Annotated in this window: 16 protein-coding genes, 4 pseudogenes and 1 riboswitch; of the genes and pseudogenes, 4 read left to right on the forward strand and 16 right to left on the reverse strand. The window is 41.3% G+C overall.

The window, feature by feature from the left end; all coding sequences use genetic code 11:
* Positions 1 to 14: 14 nt before the first annotated feature.
* From EHLA_RS09630 to EHLA_RS09655, 6 genes are all read right to left on the reverse strand, one after another.
* The gene (locus EHLA_RS09630) at positions 15 to 1,274 is read right to left on the reverse strand and encodes a tyrosine-type recombinase/integrase (RefSeq protein ID WP_096240582.1); all 1,260 of its coding nucleotides are present in this window, start codon (positions 1,272 to 1,274) and stop codon (positions 15 to 17) included.
* A gap of 84 nt (positions 1,275 to 1,358) precedes the next feature.
* Complete coding sequence (locus EHLA_RS09635) at positions 1,359 to 1,577, reverse strand: type II toxin-antitoxin system Phd/YefM family antitoxin (RefSeq protein WP_096240584.1); 219 nt, start codon at positions 1,575 to 1,577, stop codon at positions 1,359 to 1,361.
* A 100-nt stretch (positions 1,578 to 1,677) separates the two neighbouring features.
* A complete protein-coding gene (locus tag EHLA_RS09640; RefSeq protein ID WP_096240586.1) occupies positions 1,678 to 1,872 on the reverse strand; it encodes an excisionase in 195 nt (64 codons plus the stop codon).
* A 47-nt stretch (positions 1,873 to 1,919) separates the two neighbouring features.
* Positions 1,920 to 2,129, reverse strand: coding sequence for a hypothetical protein (locus EHLA_RS16240; protein WP_096240588.1), 210 nt, complete (start codon positions 2,127 to 2,129; stop codon positions 1,920 to 1,922).
* 168 nt (positions 2,130 to 2,297) lie between these two features.
* The gene (locus tag EHLA_RS09650; RefSeq protein ID WP_096240590.1) at positions 2,298 to 2,543 is read right to left on the reverse strand and encodes a helix-turn-helix domain-containing protein; all 246 of its coding nucleotides are present in this window, start codon (positions 2,541 to 2,543) and stop codon (positions 2,298 to 2,300) included.
* Positions 2,512 to 2,970 carry a sigma factor-like helix-turn-helix DNA-binding protein gene (locus EHLA_RS09655; protein WP_096240592.1) on the reverse strand — a complete coding sequence of 153 codons (459 nt, stop codon included), beginning with the start codon at positions 2,968 to 2,970 and terminating at the stop codon, positions 2,512 to 2,514. Before EHLA_RS09655 ends, EHLA_RS09650 begins: the two co-directional genes overlap by 32 nt.
* A gap of 879 nt (positions 2,971 to 3,849) precedes the next feature.
* Here EHLA_RS09655 and EHLA_RS09660 point away from each other — a divergent pair.
* Entirely contained in the window at positions 3,850 to 4,671 is an 822-nt protein-coding gene (locus EHLA_RS09660) for an AraC family transcriptional regulator (RefSeq protein WP_096240594.1), read from the forward strand.
* Positions 4,672 to 4,870: 199 nt separating this feature from the next.
* A pseudogene (locus EHLA_RS09665) lies at positions 4,871 to 6,068 on the forward strand (IS256 family transposase).
* A 326-nt stretch (positions 6,069 to 6,394) separates the two neighbouring features.
* Here EHLA_RS09665 and EHLA_RS09670 read toward each other — a convergent pair.
* The 7 genes and pseudogenes from EHLA_RS09670 to EHLA_RS09695 all read right to left on the reverse strand — a co-directional run bounded on the left by EHLA_RS09670 (position 6,395) and on the right by EHLA_RS09695 (position 12,719).
* The gene (locus EHLA_RS09670) at positions 6,395 to 6,736 is read right to left on the reverse strand and encodes a DUF3784 domain-containing protein (protein WP_096240596.1); all 342 of its coding nucleotides are present in this window, start codon (positions 6,734 to 6,736) and stop codon (positions 6,395 to 6,397) included.
* A 104-nt stretch (positions 6,737 to 6,840) separates the two neighbouring features.
* Entirely contained in the window at positions 6,841 to 7,062 is a 222-nt protein-coding gene (locus EHLA_RS09675) for a hypothetical protein (protein ID WP_096240598.1), read from the reverse strand.
* A 167-nt stretch (positions 7,063 to 7,229) separates the two neighbouring features.
* Positions 7,230 to 9,095 (reverse strand): ABC transporter substrate-binding protein, encoded by a 1,866-nt coding sequence (locus EHLA_RS09680; RefSeq protein ID WP_096240600.1) that lies wholly within the window; start codon positions 9,093 to 9,095, stop codon positions 7,230 to 7,232.
* A 286-nt stretch (positions 9,096 to 9,381) separates the two neighbouring features.
* Positions 9,382 to 9,519: riboswitch (cobalamin riboswitch) on the reverse strand.
* Between the two features lie 87 nt (positions 9,520 to 9,606).
* The gene (locus EHLA_RS09685) at positions 9,607 to 10,029 is read right to left on the reverse strand and encodes a hypothetical protein (protein WP_242970784.1); all 423 of its coding nucleotides are present in this window, start codon (positions 10,027 to 10,029) and stop codon (positions 9,607 to 9,609) included.
* A gap of 21 nt (positions 10,030 to 10,050) precedes the next feature.
* Positions 10,051 to 10,206 (reverse strand): annotated as a pseudogene (locus tag EHLA_RS17035) (TetR/AcrR family transcriptional regulator); the annotation flags it as partial.
* Positions 10,203 to 11,327 carry an adenosylcobinamide amidohydrolase gene (locus EHLA_RS09690; protein ID WP_096240604.1) on the reverse strand — a complete coding sequence of 375 codons (1,125 nt, stop codon included), beginning with the start codon at positions 11,325 to 11,327 and terminating at the stop codon, positions 10,203 to 10,205. The pseudogene EHLA_RS17035 and the gene EHLA_RS09690, both read right to left, overlap by 4 nt.
* 378 nt (positions 11,328 to 11,705) lie before the next feature.
* A complete protein-coding gene (locus EHLA_RS09695) occupies positions 11,706 to 12,719 on the reverse strand; it encodes a TIM barrel protein (RefSeq protein ID WP_157908572.1) in 1,014 nt (337 codons plus the stop codon).
* A gap of 167 nt (positions 12,720 to 12,886) precedes the next feature.
* On the opposite strand from EHLA_RS09695, the pseudogene EHLA_RS09700 reads away from it, so the two are divergent.
* Both EHLA_RS09700 and EHLA_RS09705 read left to right on the forward strand, forming a co-directional pair.
* Positions 12,887 to 14,276: pseudogene (locus EHLA_RS09700) on the forward strand (transposase).
* 364 nt (positions 14,277 to 14,640) lie between these two features.
* A pseudogene (locus EHLA_RS09705) lies at positions 14,641 to 16,030 on the forward strand (transposase).
* 220 nt (positions 16,031 to 16,250) lie between these two features.
* Here EHLA_RS09705 and EHLA_RS09710 read toward each other — a convergent pair.
* The 3 genes from EHLA_RS09710 to EHLA_RS09720 are packed head-to-tail and all read right to left on the reverse strand — an operon-like array spanning position 16,251 to position 19,917.
* Positions 16,251 to 17,246, reverse strand: coding sequence for an ECF transporter S component (locus EHLA_RS09710; RefSeq protein WP_096240612.1), 996 nt, complete (start codon positions 17,244 to 17,246; stop codon positions 16,251 to 16,253).
* The gene (locus EHLA_RS09715; protein WP_096240614.1) at positions 17,216 to 18,991 is read right to left on the reverse strand and encodes an ABC transporter ATP-binding protein; all 1,776 of its coding nucleotides are present in this window, start codon (positions 18,989 to 18,991) and stop codon (positions 17,216 to 17,218) included. The genes EHLA_RS09710 and EHLA_RS09715 overlap by 31 nt, the downstream gene beginning before the upstream one ends.
* Positions 18,979 to 19,917, reverse strand: coding sequence for an energy-coupling factor transporter transmembrane component T (locus tag EHLA_RS09720; protein WP_096240616.1), 939 nt, complete (start codon positions 19,915 to 19,917; stop codon positions 18,979 to 18,981). Before EHLA_RS09720 ends, EHLA_RS09715 begins: the two co-directional genes overlap by 13 nt.
* Between the last annotated feature and the right edge of the window lie 2 nt (positions 19,918 to 19,919).

Raw genomic sequence — 19,919 nt, forward strand, 5'->3', positions numbered from 1 at the left:
AGTAAAATACAGCATCACATAATGCCTATTAAGCTTTCATAATCAATTGCCGGACTCTGTTCAATTTTATTTTCCAGAAAGTTTCCTACTCTCATTGCCTCCTTCTGTTTGATGTCATCCAACACATGTGTATAAGAAACTGTAGTGTTATAATTTGCGTGTCCCATTATCTCCTGGACAGTTCTCGGTGACATACCCTTTTCAAAACATCTTGTAGCAAAAGTATGTCTTAAAGCATGAGGATGAATCCCTTCGATATGACGTGGAACCTCTCCTGTATATTGCGCCTCTACACGAAACATTTCATTAATCTGCTTTGTGATACTTCGCAATATGCTTTCTAAATTATGTCGTCCAACAGGAGATCCAAGCGATGTTAAAAAGACAAGATCACCAAATTCTTCTGGTTGCCGCCATACATTTTTCTTTTCTTGCCGTCTACTATTGATTTTTTCATGTTGTCGTTCAAGAACAGCTTGTGTTTCCCCAAAAAATGGGACTTTCCTGACGGAATTTTCTGTTTTGGGAGTAGTTATTTTCAGCGTTTTTGCACCATTTATATACTCATAAGTTAGACTTCTTTTAACATATATAAATTTATGTACAAAATCTATATCATCCCATCGTAGAGCACTTGCTTCCCCAACTCTCAAACCTGTAAGCAGAAGGAACTGACACATTTCCTGATACCAATGGTTCTGACTCTTCAGATATTCCAGAAAAATTTCCTGTTCTTCAACAGACAACACTCGTCTTTCAACTGTTTCACATTTCGGTATTACTACTCCAAGAACAGGATTAATTGTCATTAAACCATTGGCAATAGCAGCCTCGACGCAGCTCTGGAAAATACCCGTAGCTTCTCTAATCGATTTTGAAGATCTGCCACATTCAATCATATCAGCAATTGCAGTCTGAACATGAATCTGTCTGATATCAATCAAAGGTTTTGTTCCAATACGAACGCCATAATAATTAACAAATTTTCTCTTATATGAAGGGGAACCTCCATTTTTTAATATTGGAGCTTTATATTTAGAATACCACTCTTCAAACCATTCATTTAATGTGATATATTTTCCAATACCATTCTTTGATAAATTGTCTCTTTTGACTTCGTCAATAGCAATTGCCAAATTCTTTTTGAGATTTTTTAATTTCCAGTCATATAGAACGATGGACTTACCTTCAACTTGTGCACGTCCCATATATCTGCCATCCGGTCGCTGAGTTATGCCTCTCCCTAATTCCTTACCATTTAAGCTTTTACCCATAATTGCATCCTTTCTATTGTTTTCTTACAACGAAAAAGATCCAATCACTAATAAAATAAATCAAATTTCAGAGATGCAAAAATGCTATTTATGTTTCTTTAAATCTGATGTTCTCCCGTTTGGAAATTCTAAATTAGTATAGAAATCTCTCATACCAGAATTCTTTTCAAAAGTTTCCAAACTCATGATTACCATATCTCCATATCCGTTTTTTGTAATAAACACCGGCTCATCTGAACTATGGCACATTTCTGATATTTCACTTGTATTTCTAAGTTCCCTAACTGGTATTATTTTTGGCATTTTCCCATCTCCTTTCATAATCATTGTAGCACAATCATGACGCAATAACAAGCAATATCATTTCATTAGTCATAGATATTTTTCATTGATCAATACTAATTTACATAGTTAATCCATATTTTGCATTTTTCTTCAATTCTTCATCAAACAATTCTTTATGAATAAAAACTCTTCGGCCTATCCTGACAACATATTTACAGCATGGATTCGATATCAATTCTCTTGCTTTTGTCTTTCCAATTCCAACATAATTACAAAATTCTTCAAAAGACAATAATGTTTTTTCACACTCCATTTGTACTCCTCTTTTCCAATCATAATTATAACAAATATTCCTTTCTATCAATAGAATAATCCCCTGCAAGCGGCCATCGGGTATAGCCCCATTGGAATTGCACCATCTTTTTCAGACCGGTCATTTGCCGGAAGTATCATTATCAAAAGCAGCATCTTCGCCACAGAGTTCCCAACCTCTGACTGTAATGAAATATTTCTCGCTCTTACCTTTACTTCAATGTTGTTTCTTACAAACATTTCATCGCATGAATCCATTTTCAACTTGCTTTGTAACATTTTGTTGGAAAATTAACCTGAACAGATAATCATGGCGTATTTATTACACGGCTCAACTACTTCACACGTACTTGCAGGAATTCCATATTAAATTATCAAGGTTCAAAATATTTCAGATATTTGAAAAGGGAATAAATCTAAAACATGCTATGCTATCTTAAAATCCAAAACCTTTGTAATCAGTTTTGTTTCAAGGTGTCTGCGAAGTATCTCGTCGATACAAAAATGAATCTGTCCATACTCATCATACATTTTCCGAATTGATAATCTGATTATGTATCCCTCATAATGATCCACGACCGTGTTGATTGCTTCCACATCACCATCTGATGCTGCCTTTATTATATAGAAAGGCAACAGATCAGCTTTTTTCACTTGATTCTTTTTTTCCATCTAAAGTTCCCTCCATTATTTTTTTCATTTGTTCAAGAGACCGTTTCCGATGCTCATGAATGGTACTGCGTACCAGATTCATCTCTCTGGCAATCTCCGCATCACTCATGTCCATGAAATAAGACAGCAAGACAACATTTCGTTTCTTCTCTGTTAATAACTGCAATGTTTCCGCAATCAATGCATCTCTCACTTCGATATCATATCCCAATGCCTGAAATAGATAACTGTCTGACTTGTACTCATCAGTTGCATACAGTTTTCGTAATTCCTGCTCAGATAATTCGGAAAAAGAAATTTCATGTTCCCTTCGATATGCCATATGCCTTTCATAATCAGCGACTTCACCTTTCAATGCTTTTTTACAAAAAGAATCAAATCGATATCTGATTGTCTCTTTATCATCGGAAGAAGATGATTTACCCATTCGAGTTCACCTCCTTCCCGACTATGTTTGCAATTGTGTAATAGTGATTTATTTCCCTTTCATTACATATACCGATTGCAATACCTCAAATGTTCGGGTGTTCCAGAAATTTTTTTAAAAAAATCAAAAAAAGTCCAAACAGATGATGATTCATCTATTGGACTTTAGAGAAAAGAGATTCAGTTATAAATTATATCAATATTGATCCAAAAGTAAATATATTTTTTATAAAAGTATGTGCTTTTCTACAATAAAAAAATCCTCGTATAGATAACTACTTAAACGTATCTATACGGGGATTTTTTATATATTCACGCCTATTCTGTTTTTTCTTCCAAAGTGTGGTTCCGAGAGTGCTCGTCTATATTCAGAAATGGATGTTTTAGACTCCGGTTTTTCGGCCAGGGTGTAGTCCCTCAGGCCGGTCAAATCGTAGGTTGAATCTATGGTTTTAGACCCCGGTTTTTCGGCCAGAGTGTAGTCCAAAAAAATCAGATTTAAGAACAAATCTCCGACTGAGATAAACGCTCCGCGAGGATGCGCAGTGATTCTGTAAAGAATATGTCAGCTTACGCTGACCAGAATCACGCGCCAAGTCTCGCGGTTGCTCGACTTGAATATTATTTTTTTAATATCCAAATGTTTTTTAGTTATATTGTAAATCACCTATAATATTCTGTCAATTTACAACTCCCACTACGGACGATTTCTATTCTTCAGATAAACTTCGCAACTCTGGAAAAGTCTTTTTTCTTTTCTCTGATACAATATTTATAAAACATAACCTGTGTATTGGTGTATGATATTTATAATAAAATCTACAGCCACTGACTGCACATGTACTGACAACACCCATAAAAACTACAGAAAGGAGAGATTGTGAATAAAAATAATTCTTTAGAAATAATAGAAGATTGTACCACCTACATTAAAACTCATCTTCAATACCCATTAACAGCAGAAGCTCTGGCTTCCCGCTATGGTTACTCTCTTTATCATTTCTGCCACATTTTTAAAATCTGCTGTGATATGTCACCGGGAAAATACATACGCCTTCTCCGTTTGGAAAAAGCAAAAAAGGATATTTTATCTGGAATGAGCATCACACAGGCCGGATTTGATAATGGCTTTGAAACCAGTTCTGGTTTTTCTAAAGCATTTCGTAAAGAATATGGTATTAGTGCACGAGAATATTTAAAACAAAATAAAGAAAGTGAGGTCTTTATTATGCTACACGTTGAAATTAAAACATTACAGTCTCAGATAGCGCTTGGGTATGAGATTCCCGGCGAATATGACAGTGATTATAGCAAATCTGGTGCTTATTGGAATCACATTAATTTTAAAGAATACCCTGCCTATCCAGAAGGAATCCATGATTATGGCGAAGTTGGTCTATGGATTCATCCCGATCATATCAGCGGTGAATTACACTATTTCTTTGGCTTTTTAACTGACTCTACAGAAATTCCAGATGGTTTCCATAAGGTGGAGATTCCTGCCGGACGATATGCAGTTTTTACAATTAAATCACAGGAAACTCCTGAAAAAACAGCGGATGCTGTACGGGATGGCTGGCGTTACGTCTTTACCGAATGGCTCTGTACGCAAAAAGAGTATAAAATATCACATCAGGGGATGTGTTTTGAATGTTATCAGGGAGAAGAAGCATATCTTTATCTGCCAGTGACTGATTTGTAGATTTGGTAATAGACGAAAAAAGAAAAAAATAATACATCCCATCTGCTCTGTAGTCGCTGTGTTTATGAGAGCCTGTGAAAAAAAGTCTGTAAAAGAATAAAATATAAGTAATTATAAGGTCTTCTATGATAAAATATTAAAACATAGGAGGCCTTTTATTATGGCAAACAGAAAGAAAAAAGTTTACAAACCGAAACCAATGACAGAAGGAAAAAGAAACATCATCCAGGGGCTGCTCCAGGAGTATGATATCGAAACCGCAGAAGATATCCAGGATGCCCTGAAAGATCTTCTTTCCGGTACTATCCAGGAAATGCTTGAAGCCGAGATAGACGACCATCTTGGATATGAAAAATATGAACGTTCTGAAGAACCGAATTACCGTAATGGCACAAAATCCAAACGGGTGCGAAGTAAATATGGTGAGTTCGAAGTGGATGTCCCTCAGGACCGGGAAAGCACTTTTGAGCCAAAGATTGTCCCGAAACGGAAAAAAGATATCTCCTCCATAGACGATAAGATCATTGCCATGTATGCAAAAGGGATGACGACCCGCCAGATCTCCGATACCATTGAGGATATTTATGGATTCGAAGTCAGTGAAGGTATGATTTCCGATATCACGGACAAGCAGCTGCCCCGGATTGAGGAATGGCAGAACCGTCCGCTGGCAGCTGTCTATCCAATCGTATTCATTGATGCCGTACATTTTTCCGTCCGGGATGATGGTGTGATTCGGAAACTTGCGGCATATGTTGTCCTCGGCATCAACGAGGAAGGGAAAAAAGAGGTACTTACCATCGTGATCGGTGAAAACGAAAGCAGTAAATACTGGCTGAGTGTCCTGAACAGCCTGAAAAACCGCGGAGTCCGTGATATCCTGATTCTCTGCTCAGATGGGCTGACAGGGATAAAAGAGGCCATCACTGCGGCATTTCCAATGACAGAACAGCAACGCTGTATTGTCCATATGGTCAGGAACACACTGAAATATGTGGCAAACAAAGACATGAAAGCTTTTGCGAAAGAACTGAAAACAATATATACCGCTCCGGATGAAAAAGCTGCATTGAGCCAGTTAGATATGGTTTCTGAAAAATGGGAGACACACTACCCAGGCGTCTTAAACCGGTGGAGAGAAAACTGGGATGCCATATCACCGATCTTTAAATTTTCCAAAGAGACAAGGACCGCTTTTTATACGACCAATGCAATCGAATCCCTGAATTCATCTTACAGGAGACTGAATAAACAAAGAAGCGTATTTCCAAGCTCTCTTAAAAGCCTTGTATCTTTCTACGTTTGAAGTAGCAAAAAAATGGACGATGCCAATAAGAAACTGGGGAAAAGTAAGGGCAGAATTAGTGATCATGTATCCGGAAAGGATGCCTGAATAACAAAAATCCGGCTGTCATATCAAAAGTAAATGCACGGCTCCATTTATGGAGCCGCTCTTGACATGCCATCGGATTCTTGCTATATATAAATCAAGGGAGTAAATGGCAAAAAATGCTATTTACTCCCAAGCAATTATCATAGAAGATCGATTTACAGAGAAAATTTCACACCGCCAATAATTCCAATCTGCAATGGGCAACACCGAAAGGCCATTACGGTTCCCCGATCATATATATTTTTAATGTATACTGACTATCTTCTGATGTCTCTGGCATGATCTCTGTTTTGGCATAAGTTGTTCGATACCTGAAACCAACAAACAGGCCTACTTCTTACAGACCGTATTTGCTATCACAAGCATTATTACAATATCTATTATAATAATAATAATAATAATTAAGGATATTGCTGCAAACGATGCTGGCAATACATTCTCAAAAATCCCCATAGCAAACACCAAACCGGTTATAACGGTCATTCCACCTCCGACGACTCTGCTAAGTTTCTTAGCATTGTACTTATCCTTTACTTCCTTACTTGCTGTATTATATCCAGCTATCAAATTTGCACCATGTCCTGTAAGAAGAATAATACTGAATATAGCCAAGATAATGCCGACTACCCATATAATCCAATCAGGGCCGCTGCTTATATCTTTTAATGTCATAACACATTCCTCTCCTCACATCCCGATTGATCCAGAACTAAAAACTGGATATTTTTCAATTTCATAAATATGAATTTCCCATCAAAAACTTCCGAGATAATTTTCTAACGCATCTTTTTTGACAAAATCAAGAAGACAACCCCAACAACCAGCAAAATAATTCCACAGATAATTGCTGTCATCATTATTGCGCGCTGATGTGCATAAAGACCGGCCGGCCCATCCAACATATGATTGCTAACATAACAAAACAATCCCCCGATTAAAAATGCGATAACACTGATTAGGATGAAAATAATTCCCAAAACAAAAATAGTTTTTTTCATGATATTCTCCAAATAATTCATAAATTCCAACTATCAAATTTTAAATATGAATCCCCTATTTTATTATTAGCATTTTGTCAGCACCTTTTTGAAATTCATATTCTGTGCTTACTATTTCAACATGATTGATTTGATTCAAGAACGCCGAGGCGTTCTTGAATTCAGTGTCATTGTAGGGTAATGTAATCCGAAGGCTCTTCCAACTGACCACCTTTCTCAATGAGTCTCTTGAAAACATATTCCTCAAAATGGACATCGTCAATCTTGTAATCTTCACACCCTACTGCCTTCATGGCATCAACCACATACCAGTCGTAGTCACTGCAAAGGAGTACGGAAAATTCCGCATTTTGATCCATCTTTTCCCCTCCTACAGTCAATGAATTAAGCGAATAGCCGCTTTCAGTTCTTGAGATATTCATCTCAAAGCCACTGGATACATACAGGGTACTGTCATTACAGCAAACTCCTCTGTTACCCTTAAGTGAAAGAGTGTTTTCAACAAGTTTGAAAATCTGTTCCCCTGTCAGATGAGCAATAACAGGCTTTCCTACATCATTATTAATAAGATATCCCAAATCCTTTTCCGTATAATCGCCCTCATAGACATCGTTGCTTATATAGCATGACTGTCCAAATACCAGATCAACATCAGCTTCTGAAAGAACAGTATTATAAACTGCAGATGCTGCAAGGTTACCATGCTCTGTCGTAAATTTATTGGAATATGCGGTATTGATATGCGCTACAACATCATCAGACGTATCGTTCTCGGTCATAAGAACATTGAATGCGTCGAACGCCTCTTTCGGTGTGTTCAATTCGCCGAGCAGAATGCGTTGCACCACATTCTGAGATATGCTGAACATCTCACTGGAAGCCAGGCGGATATACATCTTGTTCTGATCGATATATGGTTTTATATTGTCAAGTTCCGGCAACAGTTCTAAATCTACGTCCCTGTTATAAGGAATCATATTCTTTCCGTAAGAGATGCAGCTCTGGCCTTCCTGATTCAACATGGCTTCCATAATTCTGAGAAGCAGTTTCTCCTTTTCAGGATCTTCCATTGCTTTTTTACTGGCAGCAACCTGGAAGGAAGGATATGTCAAATACCAGTTATCTTTCTCATCCTCTTCAAAATATGGAAGCAAAATGGAGTGGTCTCCCTCGCGCCCCGAAAAACCGATTGCATCTGCACCTGTACCACGGTACATCGCAAGCTTACCGGCTAAATATAATTTTTTAGGATCCTGATTGATCATTTCTACTTCTGCTTTTCCAATTCCTGTCTTTTCCTTCATATCAAAAAATTTCTCAAAGACCGGCATCCATACTTCTTCTGAAAGCTGATTAGTCAGTCCACTCTCATACTTCTGGCGCCATTCCCTGCCTTCCATCGATAAAAGCTGTGAAATTGAAAAACCCTGAAGCACTTCCATACATGTATAATCGTCACCAAAATCAGAAGAAAATCCCTTAATCCCCAACTTTTCGAACGCCTCACAGGCAGCAATAAAAGAATCATAATCTGTAGGGATATCAATATTATGCTCTTTAAACAGCGTCTCATTGATAATGATACTATCTACATCCGCACATGCCGGAAGCAAATTAATAGTACCATCATCATAAGTATAATTCTCAAGATATGTACCATAAAATGTAGAAGCAAGTTCCGTATCACAAAAATCATACAGAAAATCCTTTAATAAAACAGCATCCTTCAGTGAAAATCGTCTCACAGTCATAATATCCGGCAAATCATCATGGTCATTCAGATAGCGGTAATAATCCGTGGAATTAGTTGCAAGTGTGAATTCAAACTCAACCTCCGGGAAAGTATCGCACAGATACTGGGTATAATTCTCCAAAAGCTGTGAACCCCACAAAGCAACTCTTACTGTTTCTTTTTCATTCTTTTTTTCGTCGTCAGACTGTGTCCCGCATCCGGTCATCACCGTTGATGTCATGATAAGCGCCAGCAACAGGCAAAATAATTTTTTCATTTTGATTTTGATTTTAATTTTCATTTTCCTTCTCCTCACATTCTACTTCAAATGCCTTTGCAACATGCTCATTCATTCCTGTATATAATGTTTCAAATTACATTTATATCATCTCCCCACAAAAAATCAAGATATGACCAATAATTAGTTCTTAAGAACGAAAAGAGACATCCAGCCAACTGACCAGATGCCCCTTTTCATTCCTTTCCGTCATCAGAAAAGAAAAGCCCTTGAAAATACTGGATTTTCAAGGGTTTTAAGGTTCTTATTAAAGATTTGCAAAATCGGGATTACATTCCCATACCTCGCAGATCAGACAACGGATCATAGTAAGGTACTCTGACTTATGGCGCAAAACCACTTACAGTTGCGGGACAGTACAGGACTTTCACCTGTTTCCCCTTATGGAACATGAATTGCTTCACGTTCTATGATCCAACAATATGTAATTAAACAATTTTCGATGGTTTACAAAGCCACACCAAAAAATTGACCTACAGGTCAATTATATACCTGTTTTTTTCCAATGTCAATCTTATTGCAACCGTTTCACAACTCCATACAGTAACAGGTCGATCAATTTCGGCACATCGTTTTCATGCTTTTCCACGATGGATGTCAACTCAGGATTGTTCATTCTCTTTCTGCTGAAAAATTCATTATACCCATCTATGATGAGAGCAAAATAACGGCAGGCTTCCTCCATGGTCCAGCCTTCTCTCAATGGAAAGGATGAAAGTACTTCTTTTATCACCTTTTCCCTGTGTTCATAAAAAGGCTTCAGGACTGTTCGTATCTCCTGTTCAAGATGAACCGGAGGATTCAATAATGCCTCAAAAAAAATACGGCTTTCTTCCCTGCAGGAATACTCTTCCCGGAGTTCGAAATATCGATTCATATCCACCTTTTCCATCTTCTGATCCATCAAATCCAAAAAACCATCGCAACTTATCTTCACACAAATGAGATAAAGCTCATCCTTATTTTTAAAATTATGATAAATCAAGCCTTTATTTATTCCACTTTTGCATATCTCATTAATGGAACTTTTTTCATATCCGCTCCTGGAAAATTCACGGATTGCAGCATTTATTATTTTCTGTTTTGTTAGTTCTGTTTTTAATTCTCTTTTCATATTTCTTTAAAATAGGAAAGAGCATTTACATACTGCTCAATCATCCACTGAATCGTTGCTTCTTTGTCCACCTGTATCTTTTCCGGTAATTCTTCCGGTACTTTCTCTGCCGTTTCCTGTTTCTCTAAGTCAGGAAAAACCAGCAGTTCTTTTGCTGCCTGCCAGACTTCTCCTGCATCCAACAATCCCCAGTCTAACTGATCTAAGAGATGGGCATAGAGAGATGCATTGGTTACCAGACGGGAATCCTTTCTTTTACGGTCAAGCCTGTCCATAAATTCCGCTCTGGAAAGAGTTCCTTTCCCCTGTTCCTTGTAATATTCCCACAGGGCATCTTCGGTCACTCCAAAACGACCCATGCGACAGATAATATCATGCTGTCCTTTGGGGTTTAATCCAGACTGGAGAGACAGGGCTTCTTTCACTGCCCGCATCACTGTTTTGCCGATATATTCTCCCAGCTTGGAATTCTTTCCGGCATTGGTCAGCTTCGTTGCTGATTCCGGATTGGAAATGACAATGACCCCATCGGTTCCGGAACCGGTAGCGATTCCTCGAGATGAACAGCTTGGTGCCTGTAACTCCTGAATGGCCGCCACCTTGGCTTCCGTGCAGGTTACCACGGTCCGTGCAAGAGTTCCCGCATCCAGATTGGCATCAATATGTAATAAAATATTGATGGTTCCCGGCTTTACCTGGCAAAATTCTTCTCCCGTCTCATGCCAGAGGGCCGGTTCACCAACTCTTCCGCCATTATGTTCAATCCCTGCCGTAACAATAGCCGTCACAGAAAAAGGTGCGCATTCTTCATATTTCATCGTCTGGATGGACACATTGTCCATGCTTGCCGCCGTGCATAAACCGCTGCAATGGGAAGGATCCAAACCCAGATCCTCGATAACAATGACATTCATATGTTCTTCGTAGGTTTTGCCGCGCATCACACACCCCATTCCGGCTCCCGGATTAATATCTACATTAAACACTGCCTCCAGATCTTTTCGAAAACCTCCATTATCCGGCCCGGTACTCAGCACATCCCGAGATCCCCGGAAAGTGAGCACCAGGGCTTTTTTATAATGATGCAATTCATCTCCATTGGAAAAATCGTATATTTTCATGTTTTGCACACCCCTAAAGACTATTTCTTTCTACACTATAGCCATGTTGCTTCTCATTAAATCAATGCATATCATATTATAATGGCACCAATTTATATGAGACCAATGTATAATTTTCTTAGATTTATCTTAACATAAGTCTTTTTATTTTCCTATATCTCCGTATACGGTTTTTTATCGAAGCTGGAGAAAACTCCGACTTTGATAAAAGTCTCCGGCGGATTGCAGAGATGTACATAAGAATTATGTCATGCTAACGCATAATGCACATCTCGCAGCAAGAACGCCGAAGCGTTCTTAAATATCTCTTTCGCAGTAACGAAAAGGATATCGAATCATAAACTCAATATCCTTCTCTCATGAAAATAATATTCATCTTTATTCAATATATCCCAACAGTTTTCCCTGTGCTTCTGCAAACTGCTCGTATTCTTCCCGGCTGTTCTGCTGGAACTCCTCTGTCACATAGTCCGGATGTATCCGCTCAATGAGTTCTTTCACGCCTTCGCCGAGGAACGGCTGATGGAGGTCAATATTACAGGCGTGTTCGTAGGCGAGCTGAAAAAGCTCATAGAACGGATAGTCGTCAAAGTTCATGGGAGCCTGCTCCCATTCTGCTTTCTGCTTTTTGACGTATTCCCCACCAAGGGACATTTGGAGATGGATCCCCTTGATCCAGTCTGTGACCGGGCATCCTGCCTCTTCGTGGGCATCCAGCATGGCATTGACGTAGGCCACCGCATCTTCCGGTGTCCTTAAGTCACTGTTTGTGTTCATGTAGTGGCCCAGGTCAAGCATGATCCCCTTTCGTTCGCTATGGATCCCTTCCACCAGCTTTTTTGTCAATGCCGGGGTCTTCATGTCAAGGCCACTCCACCAGAGATTTTCCACAAGGAAATCGAAAGGGTATTCATGTTCATCCAGCAGGGTATTGATGATCTCCAGGGATGCATCGATCACCTCTTCATCCGTATACCGGTACTTGTACTGATAGCTTTCCCGAAGTGTCACTTCCGAGACGTGGAAGACCACATATCTGGCACCATTCTCTTCCGCATATCTCAAATCATTCCGCAGGAAGTTCAGATAGGCTTCCCTGTCCTGCCCTCCATAATAGTCGATCCACTGCTCCCTGGAATCAAATTCCCGGTCGAGGCGTTCATAGTTGCCCAGCCAGTAATCCATCCAGAATATATGGAAATACAAGTGGACCCCGTTGACCATCTCCGGCAGGATCTTTCCCTGGTCGGATTCCCCCGCCAGGATCACTTCCAGCCCGTTCAGTCCTGCTTTTCTGCAGGCATTTTTGATATCATCACTGTCTTTATATCGGTCCAGCATCCCTGAATATACAGAAAAATTCATGGATCTGCATTCCGGTAAATATCCCACTGTAATCATCTCCTTTCCTATCTATAGTAATTTAGGCGTTTGCGAAACGCCACAAGTCGCATAAATACGTCATTTTTTTGTTGTTAAAAATAAAAATCTCCTCACGGTTTGTGATATAATGGAGTTGACTAGAAACCATAAATCACGCCCCGAAAGGAGATATGTCTATGATACCACAAAAACAACTCTCTTTGGCAGATATTTTTGAAGATTGTAAAGATATTTATGAATCTGACAAACCTCATTTCCTTACTCTGCTCGAAAATCACATTGACCTTGATAAAATTATTCCGACTTCTTTTTACAAGCATTACTACGCATCCACTGGAAGAAATCGTAAATATCCTTTGCATGCAATGCTTTGGGCTTTGATTATTCAACGCCTCTTTTCTATTCCAACAGATTCCCTCCTGTTAATCTTCCTTCATTATTCCAGACATCTGAGGGAATTCTGTGGCTTTACTAAAGTTCCTGACGCTTCAAAAATCACTCGTTTCAAACAGGATTTTTTAATGGACTTACAATCAGTTTTTGATAATCTCGTAGATATCACAGAACCAATCTGCCAGGACATTAACGGTAATCTCGCCTCTATGCTTTTGTTTGATACTTCAGGGATTAAAGCATATGTGACTGAAAACAATCCCAAATACGCCAACCGCATTATTAAACAGCTTAAGTCCTATGCTAAAGCTCATAACTTCGATGATTCTTATGATCCTTACAAGGCAGCCTATGCCTCTATGCCTGCATCCGCCGCTGCTAACCATGAAGTAAAGCAACAGTATGTGAATGGTCATTTCTGCTATGCTTATAAATTTGGCATTACGACCAATGGACTTGGCATTGTTCGCTCCATTGATTTTTATAACAAGGATTATCTGGATTCTCACCCTGACATCATTGTTGAAAAGAAATCAAAATCTCCCGATGAAGATAAATCACTTGCCGATTCGAAAGCCTTGATTCCAACCCTTAAAGATTTCAAAGAACGGCACCCTCTTATCAATCCCAAGATATTTCTTGGTGATGCTGCCTTTGATACGATTGAAATCTACAAATCCTTATTTGAAGATTTTAAATTTCAAAAAGCATTTATTCCTTTAAAGGTAAAACTTTCACTGGATAACGTGGATTATACATTCAATGAAAATGGTATTCCCTGCTGTCCTCATGATCCTTCACTCCCTATGAAACGGGAAGGTAGCAAGTCTCACTTAAGAAGTAATCTTCCGACCATGAAATTTGTGTGTCCCAAAATGAAACGGGAATACAATCGTGAAGACAAATCAAAACGACGGGTGTGCCACTGCGATAATCCATGTACAACTTCTTCCTGTGGCAGAATGATTTACGTTTATCCCGAAAAAAACCTTAGAGCATACCCCGGCGTGGAGCGTGGCTCACAGGAATGGGATGACACTTACAAAATCCGAGTAAATGTTGAAAAATCAATCAACCACTTTAAAGACAGTTTTTGTGTCGCTAACCGAAAAACAACAAACGAAAAAACACTTCATGCAGATTTACTTCTTGCTGGTATATCACAGTTATTAACTGTAGTTGTTGCCGACAAAATCCATCAACGACAATACATCAGAAGTTTAAAATCTTTCATAGCCTAGGACTTACCAACTCCATAAAGCCGAGGGCTTATTAAAGTGCGCCTAAAATGTCCGGTTATCCACTTTTTATTCCAGGATTCGTGCTAAGCACGAATCCTTCCCTGTTTAAGTTCAAGATTGCGAACGAGCATCGCGAGTTTCGCAATTACCTACTATAGTAATTAGGCATTTGCGAAACGCCACAAGCCGCATAAATACGACATTTTTTGTTGCTGAAAATAAAAATCTCCTCACGGTTTGTGATATAATGGAGTTGACTAGAAACCATAAACCACGCCCCGAAAGGAGATATATCTATGATACCACAAAAACAACTCTCTTTGGCAGATATTTTTGAAGATTGTAAAGATATTTATGAATCTGACAAACCTCATTTCCTTACTCTGCTCGAAAATCACATTGACCTTGATAAAATTATTCCGACTTCTTTTTACAAGCATTACTACGCATCCACTGGCAGAAATCGTAAATATCCTTTGAATGCAATGCTTTGGGCTTTGATTATACAACGCCTCTTTTCTATTCCAACAGATTCTCTCCTGTTAATCTTCCTTCATTATTCCAGACACCTGAGGGAATTCTGTGGCTTTACTAAAGTTCCTGACGCTTCAAAAATCACTCGCTTTAAACAGGATTTTTTAATGGACTTACAATCAGTTTTTGACAATCTCGTAGATATCACGGAGCCAATCTGCCAGGACATTGACGGTAATCTCGCCTCTATGCTTTTGTTTGATACTTCAGGAATTGAAGCATATGTGACTGAAAACAATCCAAAATACGCTAACCGCATTATGAAACAGCTTAAGTCCTATGCTAAAGCTCATAACTTCGATGATTCGTATGATCCTTACAAGGCAGCCTATGCCTCTATGCCTGCATCCGCCGCTGCTAACCCAGAAGTAAAGCAGCAGTATGTGAATGGTCATTTCTGCTATGCTTATAAATTTGGCATTACGACCAATGGACTTGGCATTGTTCGCTCCATTGATTTTTATAACAAGGATTATCTTGCTTCTCATCCTGACATCATTGTTGAAAAGAAATCAAAATCTCCTGATGAAGATAAATCACTTGCCGATTCGAAAGCCTTGATTCCAACCCTTAAAGATTTCAAAGAACGGCACCCTCTTATCAATCCTAAGATATTTCTTGGTGATGCTGCCTTTGATACGATTGAAATCTACAAATCCTTATTTGAAGATTTTAAATTTCAAAAAGCATTTATCCCTTTAAAGGTAAAACTGTCACTGGATAACGTGGATTATACATTCAATGAAAATGGTATTCCCTGCTGTCCTCATGATCCTTCACTCCCTATGAAACGGGAAGGTAGCAAGTCTCACTTAAGAAATAATCTTCCGACCATGAAATTTGTATGTCCCAAAATGAAATGGGAATACAATCGTGAAGACAAATCAAAACGACGGGTGTGCCACTGCGATAATCCATGTACAACTTCTTCCTGTGGTAGAATGATTTACGTTTATCTCGAAAAAAACCTTAGAGCATACCCCGGTGTGGAACGCGGCTCACAGGAATGGGATGACACTTACAAAATCCGAGTAAATGTTGAAAAATCAATCAACCACTTTAAAGACAGTTTTTGTGTCGCCAATCGAAAAACAACAAACAAAAAAACACTTCATGCAGATTTACTTCTTGCTGGTATATCACAGTTACTAACTGTAGTTGTTGCCGACAAAATCCATCAACGACAATACATCAGAAGTTTAAAATCTTTCATAGCCTAGGACTTACCAACTCCATAAAGCCGAGGGCTTATTAAAGTGCGCCTAAAATGTCCGGTTATCCACTTTTTATTCTAGGATTCGTGCTCTGCACGAATCCTTCCCTGTTTAAGTTCAAGATTGAGAACGAGCTTAGCGAGTTTCGCAATTACCTACTATAGTAATCCGTATTTTATCTTGATTCTCTGAAGTTTTTCCAATAACGGCCTTGCACCGATCCACAAAAAGAGAAAGGTTGAGGTGGCATGGACCAGGTCCACCGGCACGCCGGATATGTAGATTGCCAGCAGGCCGCTCCAGGTAAATTCATAAACGCTCATGAAGAGGGCCGCCGGGTTCATGATGCCGCCATAGATGAAAAAGGTCACCAGAAATCCGTAAAAGCAGAGGGTCAGGCGTTTTGCAGGGAGCAGGCCTTTCTGGTGGAGGATCCCAGTGAGGAACCCGATAAATCCCATGGCGAACATCTGCCACGGGGTCCACGGTCCCTGTCCAAAGAGGAAATTGCTGACCAGCATCGTGACTGCCCCCACCAGGAATCCGGCTTCACCCCCAAAGGCGATGCCGCTGATGATGACGATGGCAACGATCGGTTTAAAGCTGGGTAACATGAAGAAAGCTGCCCTTCCGGCACAGGCCAGAGCGGCCATGGTCGCCAGGACGATCATCTCCCTTGCCTGAGGTTTTCTCCCCTCAAATACCATAAAGAACGGGATCAGCGCATACACCATGATTACCAGGCTGATGAAGTAGTAGACCCGGCTCCCAAAAATGGTCTGCAGGAGGGTCCCCGCATCGTAAGCGGTACCCCGGAAACGGATGACCCCGATGGCGATGGTGACCGGGATCATCACAAGAAGGAGGAATAGGCTTACTTTTGTCCTTTTGGACAGTTTTCTTTTTTCCGTAGTGATAAATGCTTCGGAATCCACTTCAAATATATCATCATACAGGACCTGGTCTCCGGCTCCGCCTTCTTCCCTGAGGTCCTCCACCGCCTGTCTCATCTCTTCCAGCCGTTTTTTCTTTTTATGTCTGGCTGCGCTTTCCGGGAGGACTGCAGATGCCACCCTTTTCCCCAGGCTGTCTGTTTGGGTCTCTTCCGCCTGATAAAACTGCTTCAGGAATTCTTCGTTTGCTGTCTGAGACATTCTGCCACATCCTTTCCGGTCACTGCCATTGGAAAATATTTTCTCGCCATCCGGTTGGCTGCTGTCGTATAAAAATTATTTCCGGCAAAGAAGGCTTCCGGAGTCCCGGATGCCGCCACGCTGCCATCAAAGAACAGTCCGCACCGGTCCGCATGGCTGGCGCAGAATTCGATATCATGGGAGATCATGAAGATGGTCACCCCCTGCTCCTTTAAGAGGGCCAGGATATCTGCAAATTCCTTTTTAAAATAACTGTCCAGACCTTTGGTCGGCTCGTCCATCAGGAGGAGCTTCGGCCGGAGCAGCAGGATCTTTGCCAGGGCCAGCCTCTGCTGTTCCCCTCCGGAAAGGTCATAGGGATGTCGGTGGAGGAGTCCTTCCAGATGGGTCACCTGCATGATGCCGTCCACTACATCCTTCTTTTCCAGTGACAGGTTATATTCGTCATTTTTCCGTTCTTTCTTTCCTCCCACCATCTCAAAGAGTTCCAGTTCGACTGTCTTTTTCACAAAAAGGGACTGCGGGTTTTGTGGGAGCACGCCTAAAAAGCCGTGGAACAGTTCCCTGTCTGTATAGCGGCGTATATCCTTTCCGCCCAGGAGGATCTTCCCCCGGTAAGGTTTCCGGAGGCGGCTAATCAGGGAAAGGGTGGTGGTTTTTCCGGTCCCGTTTCCTCCCAAAAGGCAGTAAAATTCCCCTTTATATAGGGAAAGGTTCAGGCCCTTCACCACGTCCGGCGTGTCCTTTTCATACCGGAACCAAACATCCCTGCATTCCAGGAGGACTTCCCTCTCTTCTCCTTTGTCCTGCCCTTTCCCGGAATGAATAGAATGCTTTCCTTCCGGTCCATGGGCAGATTCCCTTTTTTCTTCCGGCAGAATGCCTTTTTTTTCGCAGACGGCATCCAGCCATTTCCTTCCATCCCGGACGGTGACCGGGCATTCCACTGGTACATCTGCATCCACCATGGAATAGATCTGCATCGGTACCGGCATGGCCAGGAACATCTCATGGTCTTTTTCCTTTAAGACCTGCCCGATATGGGACGGGCTTCCTTCTGCGAGGATGGTCCCTTCCTCCATAACGGCCACCCGGTCTGCAGACGGGAAGACTTCCTCTAACCGGTGCTCTGTCAGGATGATGGTAGTCCCCAGGTCCCGGTTGATCTTCTTTACAGTCTCCAGGAAATCGGAGGCTGCGATGGGATCCAGCTGGGAAGTGGGTTCATCCAGGACAAGCAGGTCTGGATGCATGGCCATGATGGATGCCAGGTTTAAGAGCTGCTTCTGCCCTCCGGAAAGTTCCGCCACGTTTTTGTAGAACCAGTCCTGGATTCCGAAATAGCTTGCCATCTCCGCCACACGTATACGGATGTCCGGCGTGGAGTACCCGAGGCTCTCCAGACCGAAGGCCAGTTCATGCCAGACTTTGTCTGTGACGATCTGGTTATCCGGGTTCTGCAGGACATATCCGATCTTCCGGCTCTGGTCCCGGTTGCTCATATCGGAAAGGGGCATCCCCTGAAAGAGGATCTCCCCTTTCCGTTTCCCATGGGGAGTCAGCGGCGTCTTCAGGTGGGTGAGAAGGGTACTCTTGCCGCACCCGCTCCTTCCGCAAAGCACCAGAAACTCCCCTTCTTCTATTGTTAGGTTCACATGATCCAGTGCGCGTTTTTCTTCCTCAGGATATGCGAAAGAAAGATCCTGGATCTCTAAAAATGTTCCTTTCTTCTTTATGCTTCCCATAAACGGTATCCTCCTATCGCCTGTTTCTGTATGTCTTTTCTCCGCAGCTTCCACATCTGCCGGTCAGACAGTTCCATAACGACCGGCATCAGGCAGAAAATGAGGTAAGAGCCGAATACCAAGGCACTGCCCGGGGTGAGGGGAACTCCCTCTATGATGATCCTCGGATTGAACCTGGAAAAGGCATATCCCCGGGAAGCCCCAAAGAGGGTCAGCCCGAAGGAGACGGCCATGAACAAAAGACACAGGCTGTCCCTTTTATCAAAACGGTAGATGGAAAAGGCAGTCCTGCCCTTCTCACCATACCCCCGGCATTTCATGGAATCCGCAGTCTCAATGGCATTTTCCAGCGCCCACGTCACAAGGATGGAGAAGATCGTGATCCCATGTTTCGCCCGTTTGACCAGGCTGCCGTTCTTCGTACTTCGCCCGATGCATTTCTGTCCGTCTGAGATCACGCCCATCTGGCGGACAAACCGTGGCACAAATCGGAGACACATGGACAGCACCAGAGAGAGGGCCGGGATGATCTTTCCAAAGAGATAGATGAACTTATCAGAAGTCATCACTTCCGTATAGCAGGAAAACCAGATCAGGGTGCAGGCGAGCATCAGTGCCATGATGACGCCATACACACAGCTCTCGAGGGTAAACGGATTCCCGTTATACAGGTAGCCGATGATGGTAACACCGTAGTGGTTGAACATGGGATTGATCAGCGCCACGATGGCCATCGCCGGGATGGAAAAGCACAAGTTGAACTTTAAAGTATGCTTTACTCCTTTCAGCAGGAAAGAATAGGCGATTCCCGATACAAAGGAGATCCCCAGGAGGACCGGATGGGTCACAAAGACTGTGATCCCGATATTCCCCACAAAATACAGCATATTTAATAACGGATGGTAAGTCGAAAATGTATCTTTCATGG

The organism is Anaerobutyricum hallii (assembly GCF_900209925.1).
Classification (GTDB): Bacteria; Bacillota; Clostridia; order Lachnospirales; family Lachnospiraceae; genus Anaerobutyricum; species Anaerobutyricum soehngenii.

Excerpts from the sequence above, each read along its gene's own strand:
- EHLA_RS09710 (WP_096240612.1), bottom strand. The coding sequence starts at position 17,246 with ATGTCTCAGACAGCAAACGAAGAATTCCTGAAGCAGTTTTATCAGGCG.
- EHLA_RS16240 (WP_096240588.1), bottom strand. The coding sequence starts at position 2,129 with ATGGATTCATGCGATGAAATGTTTGTAAGAAACAACATTGAAGTAAAG.
- EHLA_RS09630 (WP_096240582.1), bottom strand. The coding sequence starts at position 1,274 with ATGGGTAAAAGCTTAAATGGTAAGGAATTAGGGAGAGGCATAACTCAG.
- EHLA_RS09690 (WP_096240604.1), bottom strand. The coding sequence starts at position 11,327 with ATGAAAATATACGATTTTTCCAATGGAGATGAATTGCATCATTATAAA.
- EHLA_RS09640 (WP_096240586.1), bottom strand. The coding sequence starts at position 1,872 with ATGGAGTGTGAAAAAACATTATTGTCTTTTGAAGAATTTTGTAATTAT.
- EHLA_RS09655 (WP_096240592.1), bottom strand. The coding sequence starts at position 2,970 with ATGGGTAAATCATCTTCTTCCGATGATAAAGAGACAATCAGATATCGA.
- EHLA_RS09635 (WP_096240584.1), bottom strand. The coding sequence starts at position 1,577 with ATGCCAAAAATAATACCAGTTAGGGAACTTAGAAATACAAGTGAAATA.
- EHLA_RS09680 (WP_096240600.1), bottom strand. The coding sequence starts at position 9,095 with ATGAAAATTAAAATCAAAATCAAAATGAAAAAATTATTTTGCCTGTTG.
- EHLA_RS09675 (WP_096240598.1), bottom strand. The coding sequence starts at position 7,062 with ATGAAAAAAACTATTTTTGTTTTGGGAATTATTTTCATCCTAATCAGT.
- EHLA_RS09650 (WP_096240590.1), bottom strand. The coding sequence starts at position 2,543 with ATGGAAAAAAAGAATCAAGTGAAAAAAGCTGATCTGTTGCCTTTCTAT.
- EHLA_RS09715 (WP_096240614.1), bottom strand. The coding sequence starts at position 18,991 with ATGGGAAGCATAAAGAAGAAAGGAACATTTTTAGAGATCCAGGATCTT.
- EHLA_RS09720 (WP_096240616.1), bottom strand. The coding sequence starts at position 19,917 with ATGAAAGATACATTTTCGACTTACCATCCGTTATTAAATATGCTGTAT.
- EHLA_RS09670 (WP_096240596.1), bottom strand. The coding sequence starts at position 6,736 with ATGACATTAAAAGATATAAGCAGCGGCCCTGATTGGATTATATGGGTA.